The sequence below is a fragment of the Pseudomonas sp. NPDC096950 genome (assembly GCF_044762525.1).
Lineage (GTDB): Bacteria > Pseudomonadota > Gammaproteobacteria > Pseudomonadales > Pseudomonadaceae > Aquipseudomonas.
This window is the reverse complement of record NZ_JBIWEL010000002.1, coordinates 57418-73752: the sequence shown is the minus strand read 5'-3', so window position 1 is coordinate 73752 and position 16335 is coordinate 57418. Positions and strand designations below refer to the sequence as shown.

Annotated in this window: 17 protein-coding genes; 5 read left to right on the top strand and 12 right to left on the bottom strand. The window is 60.8% G+C overall.

The features are described 5' to 3' along the window. Positions 1 to 3: 3 nt before the first annotated feature. From ACIQY3_RS04675 to pcaR, 9 genes are all read right to left on the bottom strand, one after another. The gene (locus tag ACIQY3_RS04675; protein ID WP_403017752.1) at positions 4 to 1368 is read right to left on the bottom strand and encodes a 3-carboxy-cis,cis-muconate cycloisomerase; all 1365 of its coding nucleotides are present in this window, start codon (positions 1366 to 1368) and stop codon (positions 4 to 6) included. A 45-nt stretch (positions 1369 to 1413) separates the two neighbouring features. Beyond that, positions 1414 to 2718 (bottom strand): MFS family transporter, encoded by a 1305-nt coding sequence (locus ACIQY3_RS04670; protein ID WP_403017751.1) that lies wholly within the window; start codon positions 2716 to 2718, stop codon positions 1414 to 1416. Between the two features lie 195 nt (positions 2719 to 2913). Next, positions 2914 to 3480: a protocatechuate 3,4-dioxygenase subunit alpha gene (gene pcaG, locus ACIQY3_RS04665; protein ID WP_403017750.1), complete on the bottom strand. Its 567-nt coding sequence runs from the start codon at positions 3478 to 3480 to the stop codon at positions 2914 to 2916. Between the two features lies 1 nt (position 3481). Continuing rightward, a complete protein-coding gene (gene pcaH, locus ACIQY3_RS04660; protein WP_403017749.1) occupies positions 3482 to 4186 on the bottom strand; it encodes a protocatechuate 3,4-dioxygenase subunit beta in 705 nt (234 codons plus the stop codon). A gap of 34 nt (positions 4187 to 4220) precedes the next feature. Next, the gene (gene pcaF, locus ACIQY3_RS04655; RefSeq protein ID WP_403017748.1) at positions 4221 to 5426 is read right to left on the bottom strand and encodes a 3-oxoadipyl-CoA thiolase; all 1206 of its coding nucleotides are present in this window, start codon (positions 5424 to 5426) and stop codon (positions 4221 to 4223) included. Beyond that, positions 5423 to 6205 carry a CoA-transferase subunit beta gene (locus tag ACIQY3_RS04650; protein WP_403018129.1) on the bottom strand — a complete coding sequence of 261 codons (783 nt, stop codon included), beginning with the start codon at positions 6203 to 6205 and terminating at the stop codon, positions 5423 to 5425. The genes pcaF and ACIQY3_RS04650 overlap by 4 nt, the downstream gene beginning before the upstream one ends. Then, positions 6202 to 7059: a CoA transferase subunit A gene (locus ACIQY3_RS04645; protein ID WP_054046891.1), complete on the bottom strand. Its 858-nt coding sequence runs from the start codon at positions 7057 to 7059 to the stop codon at positions 6202 to 6204. Before ACIQY3_RS04645 ends, ACIQY3_RS04650 begins: the two co-directional genes overlap by 4 nt. 265 nt (positions 7060 to 7324) lie before the next feature. Beyond that, on the bottom strand, positions 7325 to 8671 hold the full coding sequence (locus tag ACIQY3_RS04640) for an MFS transporter (RefSeq protein ID WP_403017747.1): 1347 nt from the start codon (positions 8669 to 8671) through the stop codon (positions 7325 to 7327). A 170-nt stretch (positions 8672 to 8841) separates the two neighbouring features. Then, the gene (gene pcaR, locus ACIQY3_RS04635; RefSeq protein WP_054046895.1) at positions 8842 to 9684 is read right to left on the bottom strand and encodes a pca regulon transcriptional regulator PcaR; all 843 of its coding nucleotides are present in this window, start codon (positions 9682 to 9684) and stop codon (positions 8842 to 8844) included. A gap of 658 nt (positions 9685 to 10342) precedes the next feature. Between pcaR and ACIQY3_RS04630 the strand changes: the two genes are divergently transcribed. After that, positions 10343 to 10543 (top strand): hypothetical protein, encoded by a 201-nt coding sequence (locus ACIQY3_RS04630; RefSeq protein ID WP_007935837.1) that lies wholly within the window; start codon positions 10343 to 10345, stop codon positions 10541 to 10543. 376 nt (positions 10544 to 10919) lie between these two features. Then, positions 10920 to 12395 (top strand): inorganic phosphate transporter, encoded by a 1476-nt coding sequence (locus tag ACIQY3_RS04625; RefSeq protein ID WP_123507415.1) that lies wholly within the window; start codon positions 10920 to 10922, stop codon positions 12393 to 12395. A gap of 180 nt (positions 12396 to 12575) precedes the next feature. Here the strand turns inward: ACIQY3_RS04625 and ccoM are convergent, their stop codons facing one another. Continuing rightward, positions 12576 to 12689, bottom strand: a complete 114-nt coding sequence (gene ccoM, locus ACIQY3_RS04620) for a cytochrome c oxidase subunit CcoM (RefSeq protein WP_054046898.1) — start codon at positions 12687 to 12689, stop codon at positions 12576 to 12578. A 144-nt stretch (positions 12690 to 12833) separates the two neighbouring features. Further along, on the bottom strand, positions 12834 to 12995 hold the full coding sequence (locus ACIQY3_RS04615) for a hypothetical protein (protein WP_008016476.1): 162 nt from the start codon (positions 12993 to 12995) through the stop codon (positions 12834 to 12836). 171 nt (positions 12996 to 13166) lie between these two features. Here ACIQY3_RS04615 and ACIQY3_RS04610 point away from each other — a divergent pair, with 171 nt between their 5' ends. The 3 genes from ACIQY3_RS04610 (at position 13167) to ACIQY3_RS04600 (ending at position 15785) form a co-directional block, all read left to right on the top strand. Then, a complete protein-coding gene (locus ACIQY3_RS04610) occupies positions 13167 to 14039 on the top strand; it encodes a LysR substrate-binding domain-containing protein (RefSeq protein WP_403017746.1) in 873 nt (290 codons plus the stop codon). An 88-nt stretch (positions 14040 to 14127) separates the two neighbouring features. Beyond that, positions 14128 to 14598 carry a RidA family protein gene (locus tag ACIQY3_RS04605; protein ID WP_403017745.1) on the top strand — a complete coding sequence of 157 codons (471 nt, stop codon included), beginning with the start codon at positions 14128 to 14130 and terminating at the stop codon, positions 14596 to 14598. Further along, complete coding sequence (locus ACIQY3_RS04600; protein ID WP_403017744.1) at positions 14595 to 15785, top strand: aminotransferase class V-fold PLP-dependent enzyme; 1191 nt, start codon at positions 14595 to 14597, stop codon at positions 15783 to 15785. The genes ACIQY3_RS04605 and ACIQY3_RS04600 overlap by 4 nt, the downstream gene beginning before the upstream one ends. 45 nt (positions 15786 to 15830) lie before the next feature. Here the strand turns inward: ACIQY3_RS04600 and ACIQY3_RS04595 are convergent, their stop codons facing one another. Further along, a complete protein-coding gene (locus ACIQY3_RS04595; protein WP_403017743.1) occupies positions 15831 to 16172 on the bottom strand; it encodes an aspartate-semialdehyde dehydrogenase in 342 nt (113 codons plus the stop codon). Positions 16173 to 16335 lie beyond the last annotated feature (163 nt).

Below are 16335 nucleotides of genomic sequence, written 5' to 3'. Positions count from 1 at the left end.
CCTTCAGGCAGTCAACGCAAAATGTTCAGCCACGGCACGCTCGACCCAGGTATGGGCCTGGCCGAGGTAATGGGCAGGGTCCAGCAATTGATCCAGTTCAGCGTCCGACAGTTGCGCCGTCACATGCGGCTCATCGCCGAGGACCGCACGCAGATGACGTTGTTCGGCCACCGCGCGTTTGCAGCAGTGTTCCAGCAGATGATGCGCGGTATCGCGGCCAACCCGCTGGGCGAGGACGATGCTCACCGCTTCGGCCAGCACCAGGCCCTGGGTCAGGTCGAGGTTGCGTGTCATGCGGGTTGCGTCCACTTCCAGTCCATCGGCCAGCAGCAACGCTTGTTTCAGGCTGCCGGACACCAGGCAGCAAATCTCCGGCAGGGTTTCCCACTCGGCATGCCACAGGCCGAGGCTGCGCTCGTGTTCTTGCGGCATCGCACTGAACAGGGTCGAAAGCAAACCCGGCACCCGGGTTGCCGCGCCGATCAACACCGCCGCGCCCACCGGGTTGCGCTTGTGCGGCATGGTCGAGGAACCACCCTTGCCCGGCGCCGCCGGTTCGAACACTTCACCGGCTTCGGTCTGCATCAACAGGCTGATGTCGCGACCGAATTTGCCGAGGCTGCCAGCAATCAAACCGAGCACCGCACCGAACTCCACCAGGCGATCACGCTGGGTGTGCCAGGGTTGTTCCGGCAGCGTCAGTTGCAGCTCTTCGGCCAAGGCGTTGGCAATCGGCATGGCCTGATCGCCAAGGGCCGCGAGGGTCCCGGAGGCACCGCCGAATTGCAGCACCAACAAACGTGGCTTGAGTTCGCGCAGACGCTGGCGACTGCGGGTCACCCCGCCCAACCAACCGGCGATCTTCATGCCGAGGGTCACTGGCGTGGCGTGTTGCAACCAGGTGCGTCCGGCCAGCGGCGTAGCGACGTAGCGCCAGGCCTGGGTCGCCAGGGTTTCCCCCAGTTGCGCCAAATCGTTTTCGATCAGCTCCAGCGCCCGGCGCAGTTGCAGCACCAGACCGGAATCCATCACGTCCTGGCTGGTCGCGCCCAAATGCACGTAGCGCTCGGCCTCGACATCGTTCGCAGCAATCTGTTTGCCCAAGGCCTTGACCAGTGGAATCGCCGAATTGCCCGCCGTGGCGATCGCTTCACCGAGGGCGGCGAAATCGTAATGCCCGGCCTGACACGCCGCCTCGATGGACGCGACAGCGCTGTGCGGAATCAAGCCGACCCGCGCTTCGGCCCGGGCCAGCGCCGCTTCGAAATCGAGCATGGCCTGCACCCGGCCCTGATCGCAGAACACGTCGCGCATATCACGGGCAGTGAAATAGGCATCGAACAATTGATTGTTCGGTCGCTGGTTCATAAACAATCCTTGAGGGCGTGGGCCGCTGGGGCCCACGGGTAAAGATCAAAGGTCGTGGTGCAGATATTTCGCCTGTTTCGGCAGGCGCAGGCTGAACAGGAACGCCACCGCCATCATCACCGTCACGTACCAGTAGAAGGAGTTTTCCATGCCCACGGCTTTCAGGCTCAGGGCCACATATTCCGCCGAGCCGCCGAAGATCGCATTCGCCACTGCGTAAGCCAGGCCCACGCCCAGTGCGCGCACTTCCGGCGGGAACATTTCGGCTTTCACCAAGCCACTGATCGAGGTGTAGAAACTGACGATCGCCAGCGCCACGGTAATCAGCACAAAGGCCAGGAACGGACTGCTGACACTTTTCAGGCTGAGCAGGATCGGCACGGTAAACAGCGTCCCCAAGGCACCGAACCACAGCATCGAGTTACGCCGGCCGATCTTGTCCGCGAGCATGCCGAACAGCGGTTGCATGCACATATAAAGGAACAGCGCGCCGGTCATGATGTAACTGGCGGTCTTGGCGTGCATGCCGGCGGTATTCACCAGGTATTTCTGCATGTACGTGGTGAAGGTGTAGAAAATCAGCGAACCGCCGGCGGTGTAGCCGAGCACGGTGATGAACGCGGCTTTATGGTCGCGGAACAGCGCACGAATGCTGCCGGCGTCCTTGTTTTCGCGCATTTCCTTGCTGGTGGTTTCCTTGAGCGAACGACGCAGGAACAGCGAAATCACCGCCGCCACCGCGCCGACCACGAACGGAATCCGCCAGCCGTAGGCACGCAGGTCATCTTCGGTGAGGAATTGTTGCAGGATCACCACCAGCGACACCGCCAGCAATTGCCCGCCAATCAAGGTCACGTACTGGAAAGAGGCGAAGAAACCGCGCTGCCCCCTGAGGGCGACTTCGCTCATGTAGGTCGCGGTGGTGCCGTATTCGCCGCCCACCGACAAGCCCTGGAGCAGGCGCGCGAACAGCAACAGGATCGGCGCCCAGACGCCAATGCTGGCGTAAGTCGGCAAACAGGCGATGAGCAATGAGCCGAAGCACATCATCAGCACCGAAATCATCATCGAGTTCTTGCGCCCGTGCTTGTCCGCCACACGGCCGAAAATCCAGCCACCAATGGGCCGCATCAGGAACCCGGCGGCGAACACACCGGCGGTGTTGACCAACTGCACCGTGGGGTTGTCGGAGGGAAAAAAGGCCGGCGCGAAATAGATGGCGCAAAAGGCGTAAACGTAAAAGTCGAACCATTCGACCAGGTTGCCGGACGAGGCGCCGACAATGGCGAAGATGCGCTTGCTGCGCTCTTCCCCGGTGTAGTGCTCTGTAGAAGCAGTGGTAGTTGTCATTGTTTTTCACTCAATGGGGACAGTGAGAGTCTAGACACACTTCGCAACAGTCCCGTTCCGCAGATGCATTAGCTGAACGCAACATAGCCCTGTGGGAGCGAGCCTGCTCGCGAAAGCGTCGGCACAGGCAACATTGATGGTGACTGATACGACGCCTTCGCGAGCAGGCTCGCTCCCACAGTTGGACAGCGTTACTTAATAATCGAAGAACACCGTCTCCGCATCGGTGCCCTGCAAAATCACATTCCACTGGTAAACACCTGCCGCATCAGCCTTGGCCAGCAAGGTATCGCGACGATCCGCCGGCACACACTCCAACAACGGATCCGCCACGTTCGCCGGCTCCCCGTCAAAGTAAATCCGCGTCAGCAAGTGCTTCACCAACCCGCGTGCAAACACCAGCACCACCAGGTGCGGCGCCTGGGTCGTGCCGTTCAAACCTTCAACCGTACCCGGTTTGATCGTGGTGAAACGAAAGCGCCCTTCGGCATCCACCGGCACCCGGCCAAAGCCTTCGAAGTTCGGGTCCAGGGGTTTGTCCTGTTCGTCTTCGGGGTGGTCGTACTTGCCGGCGGCGTTGGCCTGCCAGACTTCCAGCATCGCGTCGTTGACGACATCGCCATTGCCATCGACAACTTGCCCGGTGATCGCCACCCGTTGGCCGAGGGTCTGTGCGACGGTCAGGTCTTCGCGGTTCAGCCAGGTCAGGCCGATGTGGTAATACGGCCCGACGGTGTGGGACGTGGTCGCGTTCAGCGTCATCTTATTTCTCCATCGGCGTGGCTTCGCGGCCGCGCAAGACGATGTCCCAGCGATAACCGAGGGCATAGGAAGGAATGGTTTTTTCCAGGTCGAAACTGGCGATCAAGCGCTCTTTGGCGCTGGTATCGGGTACGCAGTTGTAGATCGGGTCATAGGCCAGCAACGGATCACCCGGGAAATACATCTGGGTGACCAGGCGCGTCAGAATACTCGGCCCGAACAGTGAGAAATGGATGTGCGCCGGGCGCCAGGCGTTGTGGTGGTTGCCCCACGGATACGCGCCGGGCTTGATGGTCTGGAACTGATACCAGCCGTCGGCGTCGGTCACGGTGCGGCCGGTGCCGGTGAAGTTCGGGTCCAGCGGCGCATCGTGCAGGTCGCGGGCATGGTTGTAGCGACCGGCGGCGTTAGCCTGCCAGATCTCCACCAGAATCCCCGGCACCGGCAAGCCGTCTTCATCCAGCACGCGGCCGTGAATGATGATGCGCTCGCCCAAAGGTTCGCCCGTGTGCTGGGCGGTCAGGTCATTGTCCTGCTCATTGATGCGCTCGGCGCCGATGGTCGGACCGGTGATTTCCGACAGCGAATGGGGCAAAAACACCAACGGCTTGGACGGTGAACGTTTGTTGGTGGATTGGTAGGTCGGGTGCAGGTATTCCGGCTGGGTGCCTTCCTTCGGACGACGGTAACCAGGCTTGTCAGTCATTTCGCTTTCCTCTGTTCTTATTAGTCGGCGGCGGTCAGACGCGTTCGATGGCGAGTGCCAGACCTTGGCCGACACCGACGCACATGGTCGCCAGACCTTTCTTGCCGCCGATTTTTTCCAACTGATGCAGCGCGGTCAGCACCAGACGCGCACCGCTCATGCCCAACGGATGGCCCAAGGCAATAGCCCCGCCGTTCGGGTTGACCTGCGGGGCGTCGTCCGCGATGCCCAGTTCGCGCAGCACGGCCAAACCCTGGCTGGCGAAGGCTTCGTTGAGTTCGATCACGTCGAAATCGCTGACGGCCAGACCAAGGCGTTCGGTGAGTTTGCGCACTGCGGGCACCGGGCCGATGCCCATGATCCGAGGAGCGACGCCGGCGCTGGCCATGCCGAGCACTTTGGCCCGGGCAGTCAGACCGTGTTTCTTCACCGCTTCGGCGGACGCCAGGATCAGCGCCGCCGCGCCATCGTTCACACCTGAAGCATTACCGGCAGTGACGGTTTTGTCGGGACCGTTGACCGGTTTCAGTTTGGCCAGGGTTTCCAGGGTGGTGTCGGCACGCGGATGTTCGTCCTGGGTAACGACAGTTTCCCCTTTCTTGTGGGCAATTCGCACTTCAACGATTTCTTCAGCGAAAAATCCTGCGGCTTGCGCGACGGCTGTGCGCTGCTGACTGCGCAGTGCGAAAGCGTCCTGATCCTCGCGGGACACTTCGTAGTCGTCCGCCACGTTATCAGCGGTCTGCGGCATCGCATCGACGCCGTACTGGGCCTTCATCAGCGGGTTGATAAAGCGCCAGCCGATGGTGGTGTCTTCCAGTTTCATGTTGCGCGAGAACGCGGCATCAGCCTTGCCCATCACGAACGGCGCGCGAGACATCGACTCGACGCCGCCGGCAATCGCCAGCTCCATCTCACCGCTGGCGATGGCACGGAACGCGGTGCCGATGGCGTCCATGCCCGACGCGCAAAGGCGATTGAGCGTGACGCCGGGAATACTTTCCGGTAAGCCCGCCAGCAGCAGCGCCATGCGCGCCACGTTGCGGTTGTCTTCGCCGGCCTGGTTGGCGCAACCGAGGAACACTTCGTCGACCGCGCTCCAGTCCACCGACGGGTTGCGTTCCATCAACGCCTTGATCGGCACGGCGGCCAGGTCATCGGCGCGAACCGCTGAAAGGCCACCGCCGAAACGGCCGATGGGGGTGCGAATCGCGTCGCAGATATAAACGTCACGCATCACGCTTCTCCGGGTGCTTGGCCGTGGGCCGCAGCGGTGCGGGCTTCCAGATCCCGCAGCGCCTTGAGTTCGATCTCGGTAGGCTCGGCGGTGTTTTCAACGTGCTCGGCAAAACGAATCGCCCAACCGGTGGCGGCAGTCACTTGCTCGCGGGTCACACCCGGGTGCAGCGCGGTGACCACAAATTCATGGGTGCCGGCTTCCGGCTCCATGATGCACAGGTCGGTGATGATGCCAACGGGACCGGCGCCCGGCAGGCCCAGACGCTTGCGCGAATCACCGCCCTCGCCATGGCCGACCGAGGTGATGAAGTCGAGTTTGTCCACAAACGAACGCGCCGACTGTTTAAGGATGATCAACACACTCTTCGCCGAGCCGGCAATCTCCGGCGCACCACCGGCACCCGGCAGGCGAACTTTCGGCTGGTGATAATCGCCAACGACCGTGGTGTTGATGTTGCCGAAGCGGTCAACCTGCGCCGCGCCGAGAAAACCGACGTCGATGCGCCCGCCCTGCAGCCAGTAGCGAAAAATCTCACCGGTCGGGACTACGGTGTCAGCGGTTTCCGCCAGTTCGCCGTCACCGATCGACAGCGGCAGTACGCTCGGCTTGGCACCGATCGGACCCGATTCGTAGATAAGGACTACGTCTGGCGAGGAAGTCAGCCGCGCCAGGTTGGCGGCTTTCGACGGCAGGCCGATGCCGACGAAGCACACCGAACCGTTTTTCAAACGGCGGGCTGCGGCGACGGTCATCATTTCATTGGTGGTGTAAGTCATTATTTGGCCTCCGAAGCAGCGGCCAGCTTGGCCTGGAACTCGCTGAAGTCAGCGCAGCCGTGGATGTACTCGTTGATCCAGGCGGTGAAGGTGTCGCGGTCCCGGGCAATCGGGTCCCAGGCCTGGTAGAAGCGGTTGTCACGCTCGTTGTAACCGTGGGCGTAGGACGGATGCGCGCCGCCGGGGACATGGCACACCGCGCTCAAGGCCCAGGTCGGCAGCACGCAGGAGTTCATCGGTGCATTGAGGTCATCGACAATTTCTTCAACGGTGACGATGCAACGCTTGGCGGCCAGCGCCGCTTCTTTCTGCACACCGAGAATGCCCCAGAGCAATACGTTGCCCTTGCGGTCAGCCTTCTGCGCGTGAATCACGGTGATGTCCGGGCGCACGGAAGGAACGGCGGCCAATACTTCGCCGGTAAACGGACAGGTCACGGTTTTGATCAGCGGGTTGACCTTCGGCAGGTCGGAACCGGCGTAGGCCCGCAGCACCGCGAACGGTAGGCCCGAGGCACCGGCGACGTAGGCATTGGCCAGGTCGGCGTGGCTGTGTTCTTCGATTTCCAGTGGATGCGGCCACTGTTTCTCGACGGCGTCACGCAGACGGTGCAACGAACCCACGCCAGGGTTGCCACCCCAGGAAAAAATCAGCTTGCGAGCACAACCGGCGCCGATCAACTGGTCGTAGATCAAGTCAGGCGTCATCCGCACCAGCGTCAGATCTTTCTTGCCCTGGCGAATGATTTCATGACCCGCCGCCGTCGGGATCAGGTGAGTGAAGCCTTCGAGCGCGACGGTATCGCCGTCGTTGACGAATTGCTTCACCGCGTCATGCAGCGAAAGGATTTCAGCCATGGGGCAGGCTCCCGAGTTGTGTACCGACAGTGAAAGAAAAAGGCGCGAGGTTCAGCGCCGAAGTCACTGAAGAGTAAGCCGCGGAAAATCGCCAAACAATCCGATAATCGACTGAGTGTTCGTTTATCGAACAGATTGTTGTTTGCCTATCGACCCTTAAAAGCTTCGCGAGCAGGCTCGCTCCCACAGTAGATCGCGTAACCCTGTGGGAGCGAGCCTGCTCGCGAAGAGGCCCTAACACTCAACGAAGAATCAGAAACCTGCCTCAGGTCGCATCCGCATGACTGACCATGCCCTTGATCACCACCGCCGTGGTCGCCAATGCCGCCGGAATCACCAGCGCCGTCAGCACCTGCTCGAAATTCCAGCCCAGGCCCAGCAACGTCGCGCCCATCCACGCCCCGAGAATCGCGCCGAAGCGACCAATCCCGAGCATCCACGACACACCGGTCGCCCGACCCTGGGTCGGATAAAACCGCGCCGCCAGGGAAGGCATCGCTGATTGCGCACCGTTGACGCACATCCCCGCCACCAGCACCAACGTGGCCAACAGCGTGATGTGCCCCAGGCTCTGCCCGACCGCGTAGGCAAACACCCCGGCCAACAGGTAGAAAGTGCCGATCACCTTATGCGGATTGAACCGGTCCATCGCCCAGCCGACACCGACCGCGCTCAACACCCCGCCGAACTGGAACAGCGCACCGATAAACGCGGCCTGCTCCATGCTCGCGCCGCTATCCCGCATCAGCGTCGGCAACCAACTGGTCAGCAGGTAAACGATCACCAGGCCCATGAAGTAGGTTAGCCACAGCAGCAAGGTGCCGGTGCTGTAGGTGCCGGAGAAAATCACCGCGAACACATTGCGCGCCTTCACGGTTTTCTGTTCCGGCACGCTGAAGCTGGAGGCCTGGGCCACCACTGTCGGGTCAATCGGCGCCAGGGTTTTGCGTACTTTGTCGGTGCCGCGGTTACGGACGACAAGGAAACGCGCCGATTCCGGCAGCCAGAACAGCAAAACCACCGCAAGGATCAGCGGCAGAATCCCACCGATCAGCAACAGGCTGTGCCAGCCGAACGCCGGGATCAGCTTGGCGGAAATGAATCCGCCACCGGCCATGCCGAGGTTGAAGCCGCAGAACATGCTGGTCACCAGCAGCGACTTTTTGCGCTCCGGGGTGTATTCCGACAGCAGCGTGGTGGCGTTCGGCATGCCGGCGCCCAGGCCCAGCCCAGTGAGGAAACGCAGCACCAACAATTGATCGACGTTGCTGCTGTAGGCCGAGGCCAGGCTGAAGATGCCGAACAGGAAGACCGCGCCCACCAGTACGACTTTTCGCCCGAAGCGGTCAGCCAATGGCCCGGAACCGAGTGCGCCGAAGACCATGCCGATCAGCGCGGCGCTCATGACCGGGCCAAGGCTGGCCCGATCGATGCCCCAGTCCTGGGACAGGGCCGGTGCAATGAAACCCATGGCCGCGGTGTCGAGGCCATCGAGGAAGACAATCAGGAAACACAGGATCACCACTCGCCACTGGTAGCGCGAGATGGGTTGGGCGTTGATGAAGGACTGCACGTCGAGGCAGTTTCCTACAGCAGACTGAGGCTGATTCATTATTTTTATTCCACGCAAGGAGCGCGTGGCCTCTTCTCATTATTATTGGGGGGGTCGTCGTCCGGCGTGACTGAGGGTCGAGAGTGCCGGATGACGCTGCCGCGACATTAATGATCCGAGGGAAACAGCGTCAATTCGATAAACGCGACTCTGTGCGTTTATCGAACAGCTTAGGCGAAGAGTTGCGCGCTCAGATCGCGGCTGGCGCTCAGTAAACCGGGCAGGAAGCGCTGTTCCAGCTCGTTGCGACTGACCCGTCCGGCGTGGGTGCTGACATTCAGCGCCGCCACCACCTGGCCGGACGCGTCGTACACCGGCACCGCAATCGAGCGCAGGCCTTGTTCCAGTTCCTGATCGACGATGCACCAGCCTTGCTGTCGCACCTCTTGCAGGCATTCGAGCAACGCCTCGGGGGTGTGCAAGGTGCGGCTGGTCTTGGCTTGAAATTCCGCGTGATCGAGGTACTCCCCCAGCGTCGTGTCGTCCAGGGCCGCGAGCAGGATTCGACCCATGGACGTGCAATAGGCCGGCAGACGCCCGCCAACCGACAGGTCCACGGAAATCAGGCGCTGGGTGGTCGCGGAGCGGGCGATATATAGAATGTCATCGCCTTCCAAGGTCGCCATGTTGCACGCCTCGTGCAGTTGCTCGCTCATGCGGTCCAGATACGGCTGCGCGGACACCGCCAGTGGCGTCGAAGACACGTAGGCATGCCCCAGGGTCAGGACTTTGGGCAGCAGCGAATAGGTCCGGCCATCGGTGGTGGCGTAGCCGAGTTTGATCAGGGTGTGCAGGCAACGTCGCACCGCGGCGCGGGGAATTTCCGTGCGGTGGCTGATCTGGGCGATGGTCAAGTGGCGCTTGCGCTCCTGGAATGCTTGCACCACCGCCAGGCCACGGGCCAGGGAGGTCATGAAGTCCGGGTCGCCGGTCATGGCCTGTATTCGCTTGGCGGGCGAGGCGACGATCGGCGGCGCCACTGAAGCGAAGGAGTTGCGCAGTTGATCGTTCATATCAGGTCCTTTTCCTACACGTATCAATGGCTATTACAGGCGGCTCACGGTCGGGACACAAGCCGCCGGTAGCAAGATTGGGCGATTATCGAACCATCGACCGGCAATCGCAATCGACAGCCGACACGTGCGAGGCTGTTGTTCTTACTCACGAGCGGCACGGACTTACAGATAACTGTAACGGTTAGAACTTGTCCGACTTGTTGGCGTCAGAAACAGGGCGCTGAAAAGTAGCGCCCCGGAACACATTAATTACCCGCAAAAGTTACGAGTAACAAAATCATCACACACCAGGAACCACTTTTAACTCGGCGGAGATAGTGTTCTTCGAATCGACCGCTATAATGCACCTCAGTGGCCGGCCGGTTTCTTACTTGCCGATGACGCCACCCGGAGCGCGATGTCCCATCGCCGCCGCCCGCAGCAAGCGCCTGACGCTCATTTGTTATGCACCGCCAACGCGCACGCTGAAACAGGATACTGAAGCTACGTCAGCTGTTTTTCTCTGGTGCCGTGGCCGCCTGCAACATGGAAGTGTTGATTATTGTGTCGTTAAAAGCCGATGCCCTTTCCGGTATTGTCCTTTCGACGAACGTGGTCAATAAACTTGGTGCAGCGCGTTTCACCAGAATTTATCTCAACTCAATCAGGTAGCACTGTGACGAAAGACGAACTGCGCGCGGAACTTGAGCGCCAGGAACAACGTTACAAGGAAGTTTACGGCGGGGAAGTCACCACCTACGCCGCCCAGCCCGAACCGGAGCGCAAGCCCTGGCGTAAACGCGCCACCGTTCAGGATCAGGCTTTCACCCAGGAACTGCAGAAGATGGAAAAGGAACTCAAAGCCGAAGAGCCTTGACCGGCCCGGCCTGAATCCTTCAAGGGTCTGCGTCTGCATCCGCTAAAAGCGCGGTGTATCGACCATGCCTTTCGCGCCCGCTACAAGCGGGCAGCGGCCACCTCACCCACCGGATGAGGCAAATGGCGCATGTCCGACCCTCTTCTCAGATATTTCACACAAGCGTTTTCGCCTCTCGCGTCTTCGAGAGAAGCCCTTGTGGATGCTCGCTTTTCAAAGAAAATCAACAAGTTGCAAAACCCAGTAAAAACCTGGGGCTTAGGGCTTTGCAACAAACTAATTCGTTGAAGAATGTTACCGATGAGCAGCTAGTGCATCGATTTCTAGTCTTTTCTGGCATAATCGCGCCCCCTTACGACCGGGTCAGAAAACCTTCATGATCGATTTATTCAGCGGACTAGATGCTTGGGTGCTTGTGAGCCTCTTGCTCGCCCTGGCCTTTGTCCTCGCCTTCGAGTTCATCAACGGCTTTCATGACACTGCAAACGCGGTGGCCACTGTTATCTACACCAAAGCCATGCCGCCTCACCTGGCGGTGTTCTTTTCCGGTGTGTTCAACTTTCTCGGCGTTCTGCTGGGCGGTGTGGGCGTGGCATATGCCATCGTCCATTTGCTGCCGGTAGAGCTGCTGATCAATGTGAACACCGGACACGGACTGGCCATGGTGTTCTCGTTGCTCGCCGCCGCCATCACCTGGAACCTGGGCACCTGGTACTTCGGTATCCCCGCCTCCAGCTCCCACACGCTGATCGGTTCGATCCTCGGTGTCGGCCTGGCCAACGCCCTGATCAACGACATTCCGTTGGCCGATGGCGTGAATTGGCAGAAGGCGATCGATATCGGCGCATCCCTGGTGTTCTCGCCAATGGCCGGCTTCATCGTGGCCGCGCTGGTGTTGATCGGCCTTAAATGGTGGCGTCCGCTGTCGAAGATGCACAAGACGCCGGACCAGCGCCGCAAGCTCGACGACAAGAAGCACCCGCCGTTCTGGAATCGCCTGGTGCTGGTGATTTCGGCCATGGCCGTGAGCTTCGTGCACGGGTCCAACGATGGCCAGAAAGGCATCGGCCTGATCATGCTGGTGTTGATCGGTATCGTGCCGGCGCAGTTCGTTCTCGACCTGAGCAGCACCACCTACCAGATCGAACGTACCCGCGACGCGACCCTGCACTTGAGCCAGTTCTACAAGCGCAACGCCGACACCCTGGGTGAGTTCCTGGCCCTGGGCAAAAGCGTGGAAGGCGATCTGCCGGAGAAATTCCGTTGCAACCCGCAACAGACCGAACCGACCATCAGCGCCCTGCTCGACACCCTCAAGGGCGTAGCCGACTACCATTCGCTGCCGGCGGAAAGCCGTATCGAAGTGCGTCGCTACCTGCTCTGCCTGGACGACACCGCGAAGAAAGTCAGCAAATTGCCAACCCTGGCCGCCCGTGAAAAGGCTGACCTGGACAAGCTGCGCAAAGACCTGACCACCACCACCGAATACGCCCCGTTCTGGGTGATCCTGGCCGTTGCACTGGCCCTGGGCCTGGGCACCATGGTTGGCTGGAAACGCGTGGTGCTGACCATCGGCGAGAAGATCGGCAAGCAAGGCATGACCTACGCACAGGGCATGTCGGCGCAGATCACCACCGCCTGCATGATCGGCCTGGCCAACATCTTCAGCCTGCCGGTGTCCACGACCCACGTCCTGTCTTCAGGCGTGGCGGGCACCATGGTCGCCAACAAAAGCGGCCTGCAAGGTGGCACGGTCAAGACCATCCTGCTGGCCTGGGTCCTGACCCTGCCAGCCACCGTGGCCCTGTCGGCCGGCCTGTTCTGGCTGGCGTCGAAGGCGCTGGGTAGCTGATCCATCGCTGCAACGAAAAAGGCGCGCCTCGCAAGAGTCGCGCCTTTTTCATGTCTGCTGCTTTCTACCAAACACTGTAGATCTCACAGGGGGTTGGTGTGATCCCTCTAAATCGCGGGCAAAAAAAAGGGCAACCGAAGTTGCCCAAAATGCCTTGCGTGCTCATTGCTCTGGAAAGAACTACGGTTTGCGCTTATGCGAATCCTTCCAGATGAAATATCCAAACCCTGCAAAAAACAGAACCATGAGGCCGACTGTCAGCACTCCGGCGATCACCACGTTGTCGAAAAACATGACTGGCCTCCTGCACTTGCCCTGTTGCGATGGGGCTAAGTTAACCAATCGGGCAGGAGAGAAAATTGACCGGGATCAATGTCGCCCGAGACTGGGCGTAAAGGAGGGGAAATAACTGACCTGCATCAAACGATGCAGGGGGTTTCAACGCTTTTTCGGTTTGTTCTTCGGCTTTTTCTTCGCTTTACCCAACGGCATGGCCTGTTCGAAGGCCTGGCGCACTTCGTTCAGGCGCTTGTCGTTGAGGTCATGCACCCGCTTGGCGCGTTCGGCATTCAGGTCGATCAGTTTGTCGTCTTGGCTCATGGCGTTCAGTGCATCGCAGTAAAAGGACGTTCAGTCGGGAATGCGTCAATAATGCGGTCTGCCGCCCGCGCTGACCAGTCACCCGCGCAACGGGCCGTTAACAAAATATGTGCTCAGGCCGGTTTTTCACCGCACAATCGGCGCTTTGCGATGGACCCAAAGGACCCGACCGTGGAATTGCACCAGGATCTGCCGCCCTTGATGGCCCTGCGCGCCTTCGAGGCCGTGGCGCGCCATTTGAGCTTTATCAAGGCTGCCGATGAACTGTCGGTGACCCAAAGTGCGATCAGCCATCAGGTGCACAAACTCGAAGAATTCCTTAACCAACGGCTGTTTATCCGGCGCACCCGGGCCATCGATCTGACGCCGGCCGGCGAAACGTACTACCGCAAGATCCAACCCGCGCTGGAAGCCATTGCCTCGGCCACCCGCGAACTGCGCGGTCACGAACAGCAGGAAACTTCCCTGCGCATCGGCCTGCTCGCTTCGTTCGCCACTTTATGGCTGGCCCCGCGACTGGCCGGGTTCAACGCGCGCCATCCGCACATTCATGTGGAACTGCTGCCTTCGGTGCAACTGGCCGACGTCAATGGCGGCGAAGTGGACCTGGCCATCCGTTATGGCAAGGGCGGCTGGCCCAAGGTCAGGGCCCGCCGCTTTATGGGAGAAACACTGACGCCCGTATGCAGTCCGGCGTTCAAGGCCCAAGGCGTCGACAAAGGCCCGCTGTTGATGGCCAAGTCCCTTCAGCCGTTCGAGTGGATCGATTGGAGCGCGCAAAACGGTATCGACCTCGGCCCCTACCCCAGCGTGATGCTTCACGACTACAACATCGTCGTCGAAGCCGCCGTGGCCGGCCAGGGCATCGCCATGGGTCGCCAGCGCTTGATCGAGCGCCGACTCAAGGAAGGCGCATTGGTAGAAGCCTTCGACACTCCGCCGTTCAACAGCGAGATCGGCTATTGGCTGGTTACCCCGGATCGCCCGCCGAGCCATGCGGCCGAATGCTTCGCCCAGTGGCTGGACGACATCGCCGACACATGAGCCATATGAATACGTCGGATTAAATCTATCCGTTTGTCGCGCCGCCCAGACGCCAACATGCTGAACCCTTCATTCAGGAGGATTCACCATGACCGACTCTCTCGCACAACGTGTCCAGCAACTCGGCCTGGCCCTGCCAACCCCGAGTCAGCCGGCCGCCAACTATGTCACTCATGTGATCAGCCAGAACCAGCTGTTCATTTCCGGGCAGATCCCGTTGCTCGATGGCAAGCCAGCGTTCATCGGACGCTTGGGTGAGTCGATCAGCGACGAAGAAGGGGTTAACGCCGCCGAACTTGCTACCCTCGGCCTGTTGTCACAGCTCAGCAACATATTGGGCGATGACCTGAGCAAACTGGTGCGCATCATTCGCCTCGGCGTGTTCATCGCCAGCGCCGGTGATTTCAAGAACCAGAGCGCGGTGGCCAACGGCGCGTCCAACCTGGTGGTCAACGCCCTCGGCGAAAAAGGTAAGCACGTACGCACGGCGGTCGGCGTGTCCAGCCTGCCCGCCGGTGTAGCGGTTGAGGTTGACGCGATTTTCGAGCTCAAACCATGAACCGCGCCGAAGTGGCGCGTGTGCGGGCCACCACTCCAGGTTGCGCCAGCGTGATTCACTTCAACCACGCGGGCGCTTCGTTGCCCAGTCAGGCGACCCTCGACGCCATCCTTGAGCAATTGCAACGCGAAGCCCTCGGCGGCCCAATGGAGGCCGCCGATCAGACCATCCAGGCCCGCGCCCGCGCAGCGGCAGCCAGACTGCTGAATACCGTGCCCGAGGCCATTGCCTTCGCCAGCAGCGGTTCGGCGGCCTGGGGCATGGCGTTCAATGCGTTGGGGCCGTGGCAAAACGGCGACCGGATTCTGATCGGTCGCCACGAATGGGGCGGCAATCTGGCGTGCATCGCCCAGGCTGTCGCCGCCGGGGCACAACTGGAGGTGATCCCTTGCGATGAGTCAGGCGCCGTGTCTGCGACCGCTCTCCAGCAAATGATCGACCCGAAGGTGAAGCTGATCGCCCTGACCTGGCTCCCCGCCAACAGTGGCCTGATCAACCCCGCCGAAGCGATTGGCGCCGTGGCGCGAGAGCACGACATCCCCTATTTCATCGACGCGGGCCAGGCGCTGGGGCAACTGCCTTGTGATGTACAGGCGCTGAACTGCGATGTGCTCAAGGGTGCCGGACGCAAATTCCTGCGCGGGCCACGGGGTACGGCGCTGCTTTATATACGGCCGGGATTTATGCAGCGGCTCCAACCCACGCAACTCGATGTGCTTTCCGCCCCTTGGGACGGCGAAGGGTTTGCCTTGCGCGGCGATGCCCGGCGCTTTGAAACCAGTGAAGTGTCCGTGGCGTTACTGGCCGGGTTGGCCAATGCCCTGGAGGAATGCATCGGTTTGGGACCGGCCAATATTCGTCAGCGAATTGATTCGCTCAACCGAGGTTTACGCGAACGCCTGAGAACAATACCCGGCCTGACGCTGCACAACCTCGGCCCGGCGGACCATCAATCCGGGCTGATCGCGTTTACGCTCAAGGGCTGGGACAGTGTCGAGCTGAAGCAACGGCTGGCACACAACGGGATCAATATCGGCGCCAATGGCGTGGCATATACGCCGCTGGATATGCAGGCTCGCGGCCTGGACAGCATTGCGCGGATTGCGCTGAGTTACTTGAACACTGAGGAGGAGATCGAGGTGTTGCTCGGGCGTTTGCGGGCATTGGCCGATGAGGGCGGCGTCTGAAAAGATCGCAGCCTTCGGCAGCTCCTAAAAGGGCCGAGTCAGATATCAGATCTGGATATCGACCCAGAGGCCCTGGCGCGGCTCGTCTTCGATCAGCGGCACGACCGGCACGGTGTTGTCGGCATTGAGTTCGTCACCGGGGATCGCCAGGTGGACTTCCGGGTCTGCGTCGGCTTCATGGCGACGGCGATCCTGTTCCTGGCGGCGGCGTTGTTCCTCGCGCAGTTGCAGGGCGGCCTCTTCCGGGTCGCGCTTTTGCAGGTCGATCATGCTTTCGCTGGAGCTTTCCTGCACAGGCACCACCGGCGGAATGTCCGGGCGCTGGCGGATCGGGTCCTGCTGAGAGGTGATCGGCACGGCACTCAAGGGGAGCATCGGTTGCAGCATAATGTTTAGTCTCCTGTCTTCAGGCTGTCGGCTGCTGCTGCGGCGACTTGAGCCATCGGTCGCAAAGTTGTGAACCAGCGCACGCGCGAGCAGCGATGTTTTATCCGACAACACAGAACTCAGGTGTTCCCGAACATCGAAAAATCGCGGCCTTCACCCGCAC

Bases quoted from the DNA above. Each gene is read 5' to 3' on its own strand.
- ACIQY3_RS04675 (WP_403017752.1), bottom strand. From the start codon at position 1,368: ATGAACCAGCGACCGAACAATCAATTGTTCGATGCCTATTTCACTGCC.
- ACIQY3_RS04670 (WP_403017751.1), bottom strand. From the start codon at position 2,718: ATGACAACTACCACTGCTTCTACAGAGCACTACACCGGGGAAGAGCGC.
- pcaG (WP_403017750.1), bottom strand. From the start codon at position 3,480: ATGACGCTGAACGCGACCACGTCCCACACCGTCGGGCCGTATTACCAC.
- pcaH (WP_403017749.1), bottom strand. From the start codon at position 4,186: ATGACTGACAAGCCTGGTTACCGTCGTCCGAAGGAAGGCACCCAGCCG.
- ACIQY3_RS04645 (WP_054046891.1), bottom strand. From the start codon at position 7,059: ATGGCTGAAATCCTTTCGCTGCATGACGCGGTGAAGCAATTCGTCAAC.
- ACIQY3_RS04640 (WP_403017747.1), bottom strand. From the start codon at position 8,671: ATGAATCAGCCTCAGTCTGCTGTAGGAAACTGCCTCGACGTGCAGTCC.
- pcaR (WP_054046895.1), bottom strand. From the start codon at position 9,684: ATGAACGATCAACTGCGCAACTCCTTCGCTTCAGTGGCGCCGCCGATC.
- ACIQY3_RS04625 (WP_123507415.1), top strand. From the start codon at position 10,920: ATGATCGATTTATTCAGCGGACTAGATGCTTGGGTGCTTGTGAGCCTC.
- ccoM (WP_054046898.1), bottom strand. From the start codon at position 12,689: ATGTTTTTCGACAACGTGGTGATCGCCGGAGTGCTGACAGTCGGCCTC.
- ACIQY3_RS04615 (WP_008016476.1), bottom strand. From the start codon at position 12,995: ATGAGCCAAGACGACAAACTGATCGACCTGAATGCCGAACGCGCCAAG.
- ACIQY3_RS04605 (WP_403017745.1), top strand. From the start codon at position 14,128: ATGACCGACTCTCTCGCACAACGTGTCCAGCAACTCGGCCTGGCCCTG.
- ACIQY3_RS04600 (WP_403017744.1), top strand. From the start codon at position 14,595: ATGAACCGCGCCGAAGTGGCGCGTGTGCGGGCCACCACTCCAGGTTGC.
- ACIQY3_RS04595 (WP_403017743.1), bottom strand. From the start codon at position 16,172: ATGCTGCAACCGATGCTCCCCTTGAGTGCCGTGCCGATCACCTCTCAG.